Annotated in this window: 5 protein-coding genes and 1 pseudogene; all 6 read left to right on the top strand. The window is 41.2% G+C overall.

The window, feature by feature from the left end; genetic code table 11:
• The first annotated feature begins 186 nt into the window (after window positions 1-186).
• A complete protein-coding gene (locus tag AAGC65_RS24520) occupies window positions 187-1065 on the top strand; it encodes a permease-like cell division protein FtsX (RefSeq protein ID WP_343115097.1) in 879 nt (292 codons plus the stop codon).
• Between the two features lie 133 nt (window positions 1066-1198).
• Window positions 1199-1468 (top strand): DUF3098 domain-containing protein, encoded by a 270-nt coding sequence (locus AAGC65_RS24515; protein WP_343115096.1) that lies wholly within the window; start codon window positions 1199-1201, stop codon window positions 1466-1468.
• A gap of 113 nt (window positions 1469-1581) precedes the next feature.
• The gene (locus AAGC65_RS24510; RefSeq protein WP_343115095.1) at window positions 1582-2379 is read left to right on the top strand and encodes an undecaprenyl-diphosphate phosphatase; all 798 of its coding nucleotides are present in this window, start codon (window positions 1582-1584) and stop codon (window positions 2377-2379) included.
• A gap of 186 nt (window positions 2380-2565) precedes the next feature.
• Window positions 2566-3288 carry a tRNA pseudouridine(55) synthase TruB gene (gene truB / locus AAGC65_RS24505; RefSeq protein WP_343115094.1) on the top strand — a complete coding sequence of 241 codons (723 nt, stop codon included), beginning with the start codon at window positions 2566-2568 and terminating at the stop codon, window positions 3286-3288.
• 76 nt (window positions 3289-3364) lie between these two features.
• On the top strand, window positions 3365-4288 hold the full coding sequence (locus AAGC65_RS24500; RefSeq protein WP_343115093.1) for a bifunctional riboflavin kinase/FAD synthetase: 924 nt from the start codon (window positions 3365-3367) through the stop codon (window positions 4286-4288).
• A 313-nt stretch (window positions 4289-4601) separates the two neighbouring features.
• Window positions 4602-5544, top strand: a pseudogene (gene secA, locus AAGC65_RS24495) (preprotein translocase subunit SecA); the annotation flags it as partial.

Raw genomic sequence — 5544 nt, 5'->3', positions numbered from 1 at the left:
TCAAGTACCCAGATACGTTAATAAATGTTAAAACATCCAGCCTAATAAGGTATTATAAGATATTTATAAGCAATAAACTTTTACCTTTAAGGCGGGTTTCTTAATTTCGCACAAATCCGGATGGGTGGGGTGGGTATGAGCGGTATAATCTCATATCTCAAATCTCACATCTCATATCTATACAGAATGGAAGAATTTGAAGCAAGCGCGTCAGCCAAAAAAACAAAAACTATTTACATATCTACCGTATTTGGTATAGCTATGGTATTGGTCATGATAGGTCTTTTAGGGCTTATATTGGTGCATGCTAACAATTTGTCGCGCTATGTGAAAGAAAATATAGTGCTCAATATTTTTGTTGACGATGCAGCGCACGAAACCGACGTGCTGCAGCTGCAAAAGCAATTGGATGCCAACCCCATGGTAAAGCAAACCCAGTATGTAAGTAAAGAACTGGCTGCCCGCAACCTGCAAAAAGACCTCGGCGAGGATTTTGTGAAGTTTCTGGGTTATAATCCATTGTCGCAATCATTGGATATTTACCTGAAGGCAGATTATGCCAATAATAAAGACATTGAAAAATTTAAAGCCGACCTGCTGAAAAATCCTTTGGTAAAAGAAGTTAAATACCAACAATCGTTGGTTGACCAAATGAATCAGAATGTAACCTCTATCAGCTTAGTGATCCTGGTATTCGCAGCCATATTTGTGGTATTATCTGTAGCACTGATCAATAATACCATCAGGCTGGCTATATATTCGCAGCGTTTCCTGATCAAATCAATGCAGTTGGTAGGTGCTACCAAAGGTTTTATCCGCAAGCCATTTTTGCTTTATGGCATTTGGCACGGACTTTTAGGTGGGCTTATTGCCATCATTATACTGGTAGGTACGCTATACCTGGGTTACAAACAAGTACCAGATTTGGTAATGCTACAGAATTTCTACGAATTTGGTATCGTATTTTTGGGCGTAATAGGTTTGGGGATATTTATTTCGGCCTTTAGTACCTTTTTGGCGGTTAACAAGTTTTTACGTTTAAAAATATACGACCTGTACAGATAAGTCAAAATTAAAAAGTCAAAATTCAAAACCCCAGTAGGGTGATGATGATTGACATGGTTAAATAGAAAATTAAATTGAGAGTTTGGGATTTAAATCAATAATCTGCAAACTCAATAATTCAATAATTAAAAAAATGGCACAACAATTTAAAGCGGCTTCAACTGCAAAAACAACAGGGCAGGCATCAAAAGCAACAGGCACCGAGCCGGTACAATTCATTTTTGATAAAAGTAACTACAGGTTCCTGATCATCAGTGTTGCCATTGTGACTTTTGGCTTTGTGCTCATGTCTGGCACTACGGATATTTACAGCACTACCAAAATTGTTATTGCTCCAATAGTAGTATTAGCCGGGTTTGCATTGGGCTTTTACGCCATATTAAAGAAACCTGACACTAAGTAAGGTCTTTATCTGATCGGGGTTGATAGGATGATCGTTGATTTAAAAGATCAATCGGTGCCTGATCAGCCCAAATCTAAACCCTGCTCTGACTATTCAAATCACTACCCCACCCTATGAATATCATCCACGTTATTGTCCTTGCTATAATTGAAGGGATAACAGAATTTTTGCCGGTATCATCAACCGGGCACATGGTTATTGCCTCATCCTTAATGGGTATAGGTAAAGACGATTTTGTAAAGCTATTTGAAGTAGCAATTCAGCTAGGTGCTATCCTTTCTGTTGTTATTTTATATTTTAAAAGATTTTTTCGCTCACTCGATTTTTATTTTAAGCTTGTAGTAGGTGTTATACCGGCGGTTATTGTGGGTATACTACTAAAAAAACATATTGATAAATTATTGGAGAGTCCACTTGTAGTGGCTTGTTCATTATTGATTGGCGGGATTATTTTATTATTTGTTGATAAGTGGTTCAATAAATCAACAGTGAAAGAAGAAACACAGATTGGCTATGCTACGGCTTTTAAGGTTGGTGTGTTTCAATGTTTGGCTGTTATCCCAGGCGTATCTCGTTCTGCCGCAACTATAGTGGGCGGTATGAGCCAAAAATTAACACGCACCGCAGCCGCAGAATTTTCATTCTTTTTGGCTGTTCCAACCATGTTTGGTGCAACACTAAAAGAAATTTGGGATTTTCATAAAGACCATTCGCCGTTATTTACCGGCGACCAGGTTAAGTTTTTGATAGTGGGTAATATAATTGCTTTTATAGTAGCCATGCTGGCTATTAAATCATTCATTACTTTTTTAGAGCGTAAAGGTTTTAGACTTTTTGGCTGGTACCGCATCATTGTTGGTATTGTTATTATAGGCTTAATATTGAGTGGAAGACAGTTGGAAATACTTTAAATTTCATAAAATATTACTCAATCGGTCATGCTTCACTCTGTGAGGCATAACCTATTCTTTTTATCATCATGCTTTATCCTTTAATCCCTTAATCAGGTAAATCAAGGTTCAGATCCTTAAAATCCTTATTCCGACAATTTCCCTACCTTTGCCGCAAATCCCATTTTAGCAGGGATAAAAAGCATATTGAAAAAAACGTATACCCAAATAGAAGAATTTGCAGAAGGGCAGCTGCTGTTGGTAAACAAGCCTTATAGCTGGACAAGCTTTGACGTTGTAGGCAAAATTCGCAACTCCTTTAAGCCGCTAAAGTTAAAAGTAGGGCACGCGGGCACGCTTGATCCGCTGGCTACCGGTTTGCTTATTATCTGCACCGGTAAAATGACCAAGCAGATAGATACCTTTCAGGCCGAAGAAAAGGAATACACCGGTACCATGATCCTGGGGGCTACCACCCCATCGTACGATATGGAAACTGAGCCCGACAAAAAGTTTGACATCAGCCAACTCACGGCGGAGCAGCTGCGTAATAATTGCGAACAGTTTACCGGCGATATACAACAATATCCGCCCGCGCATTCAGCCATAAAAATTGATGGCGAGCGTTTATATGAAAAAGCCCGCAGGGGCGAGGAGGTAGAGCTGCGTTTGCGTAACGTAACCATTACTGAATTTGAACTCACCCGTATTGAACTGCCCGAAGTTGATTTCCGGGTGGTATGCAGTAAGGGAACGTACATACGATCGCTGGTGAATGATTTTGGTGCCGCGCTTAATAACGGGGCATATCTTTCAAAACTAACACGTACCCGTAGCGGCAATTTTCAGTTAACTGATGCCTGGGAGGTAATGGAGCTGGTAAACACCATAAGGGATTTAAAAGCGGGCGTGCAGAAAACCGAGGGATAATACATCTTTAAGTCAAAAAGCGGGCTCGGCTTAATACCTTCAACTAAAAAATTAACTTTGTGTTTTTACTCATAAAATGAGGGTTTACAACAACATTGACGAATTTACAGCGGTAAAAAACGCGGTGGTAACCATCGGTACATTTGATGGGGTACACATCGGGCACCGTAAAATAATTTCACGTATTAAGGAACTGGCTAATAGCATTGGCGGCGAAACGGTGATCTTAACTTTTTTTCCGCACCCACGCATGATATTGCAGCCGGAGGATGAAAGCCTGAAGTTGATCACCACTATGGATGAAAAGGCCCAGCTCATGGAAAGTTTAGGGGTTGACCATTTCATCATTACGCCATTTTCAAGAGATTTCTCCAACCAAACCGCAGAAGGCTACATCCGCGATGTGTTGGTTAATAAGATAGGTACCAAAAAAATTGTAATAGGTTATGATCACCGCTTTGGTAAAGACAGGCAAGGCGGCCTTGACGACTTGTTAAGACTTGGTCCGGTTTACGGTTTTGATGTGGTTGAAATACCTGAACAGGATATCAATGAAGTGGCCATCAGCTCAACACGTGTCCGAAACGCCTTGCTGAGCAATCAGATCGATCTGGCTAACTCTTGCCTGGGATATCCGTTTTTTATTACCGGTACCGTTATCCGCGGCGACCAGTTGGGCAGGGAACTGGGTTACCCTACAGCTAATATTGTAGTGGCCGAAAAATATAAGCTTATCCCGGCCGACGGCATTTTTGCAGTTACAGTAAATGTAGGCGGCAAGCATCATAAAGGCATGGCCTACATCGGCAGCCGCCCAACCGTAAACGGAGTTACCCGTAATATTGAAGTGAATATTTTTGATTTTAACCAGGATATATACAATCAGGCTATCCGCATGGAGTTTCATCACTATGTTCGCGGTGATGTTAAATTTGAATCGTTAGATCAGCTTAAAACGCAGCTGGCAAAAGATAAAGAAGACGTGCTGGCACTGTTATAGTCTTAGCATATTTAATAGACTCACCCTGTCATCGCTTCGCTCGACGTCCCTCTCTTCAGGTTCGCTGTAAAGAGGTGTTTTATAAAAATAAAAAAGAATTTTTCAACCCTCCTTCCGCCGCAGGCGAAGAGAGGGAGACCAAGCGTAGCGATGGTCGGGTGAGTTGATTCCGGAACTTTATGACATCTTCTTCACTCAAAACTAACAACTAACTTCCCGGGTTTTCAACTAAAATCGTACCTTTACCTGTCAATATGGCTCTGTCAGTTGCCTTGGCGCAATTGTTGAGTTTGTAGGATCATATCAAATTAATATGTTAGATTTTATCAGTAAGCTTTTTGGAAGCAAATCAGAACGGGATGTAAAAGCGATACAGCCTTTAGTTGAAAAAATTAAGGCTGAATTTGCAAAACTCGGAAACATCAGCAATGATGAGCTTAGAGCTAAAACCATAGATTTTAAAGAGACTATTGCCCAGGGCCTTTCAGGCATTGATAGCGAAATACAAGCTATTAAAGATCGCACTGAAAATGAGCTGGATATGGATGTGAGCGAAAAAGTGGAGCTTTACACCCAGTTGGATAAACTGGAGAAAGACCGCAATAAAGAGCTTGAAGATATACTGTTAAACATTTTGCCCGAAGCCTTCGCGGTTGTTAAAGAGACAGCCAGCCGCTTTGCAGCAAACAAAACTATTGAAGTTACTGCCACTCAGTTTGATCGTGACCTTGCTGCACGCAAGGGCAACGTACTGATCAAAGGCGATAAAGCCGTTCACCACAATACCTGGCTTGCTGCCGGTAATGAGGTTACCTGGGATATGGTACATTACGATGTACAGCTGATAGGCGGTATTGTACTGCACCAGGGTAAAATATCGGAAATGGCCACAGGTGAAGGTAAAACGCTGGTAGCCACGCTGCCTGCATACCTCAATGCACTTGCAGGTCAGGGTGTTCATATTGTAACAGTGAATGATTACCTGGCACGCAGGGATAGTGAATGGATGGGGCCGCTGTATGAGTTTCATGGTTTATCGGTTGATTGTATTGACAAGCACGAGCCAAATTCAGAAGAGCGCCGTTCAGCTTATCTTGCTGATATTACTTTTGGTACCAACAACGAGTTTGGTTTTGACTACCTGCGTGACAATATGACACGCAGCCCGGAAGAACTGGTGCAACGTAAGTTGCATTTTGCGATGGTGGATGAGGTTGACTCCGTGTTGATTGATGATGCCCGTACACCTTTAATTA

Origin of the sequence: Mucilaginibacter sp., from assembly GCF_039207105.1 — a bacterium.
Lineage (GTDB): Bacteria > Bacteroidota > Bacteroidia > Sphingobacteriales > Sphingobacteriaceae > Mucilaginibacter.
Note: the sequence above shows the minus strand (reverse complement) of the source record. Positions and strands in the feature narration are given on the sequence as shown.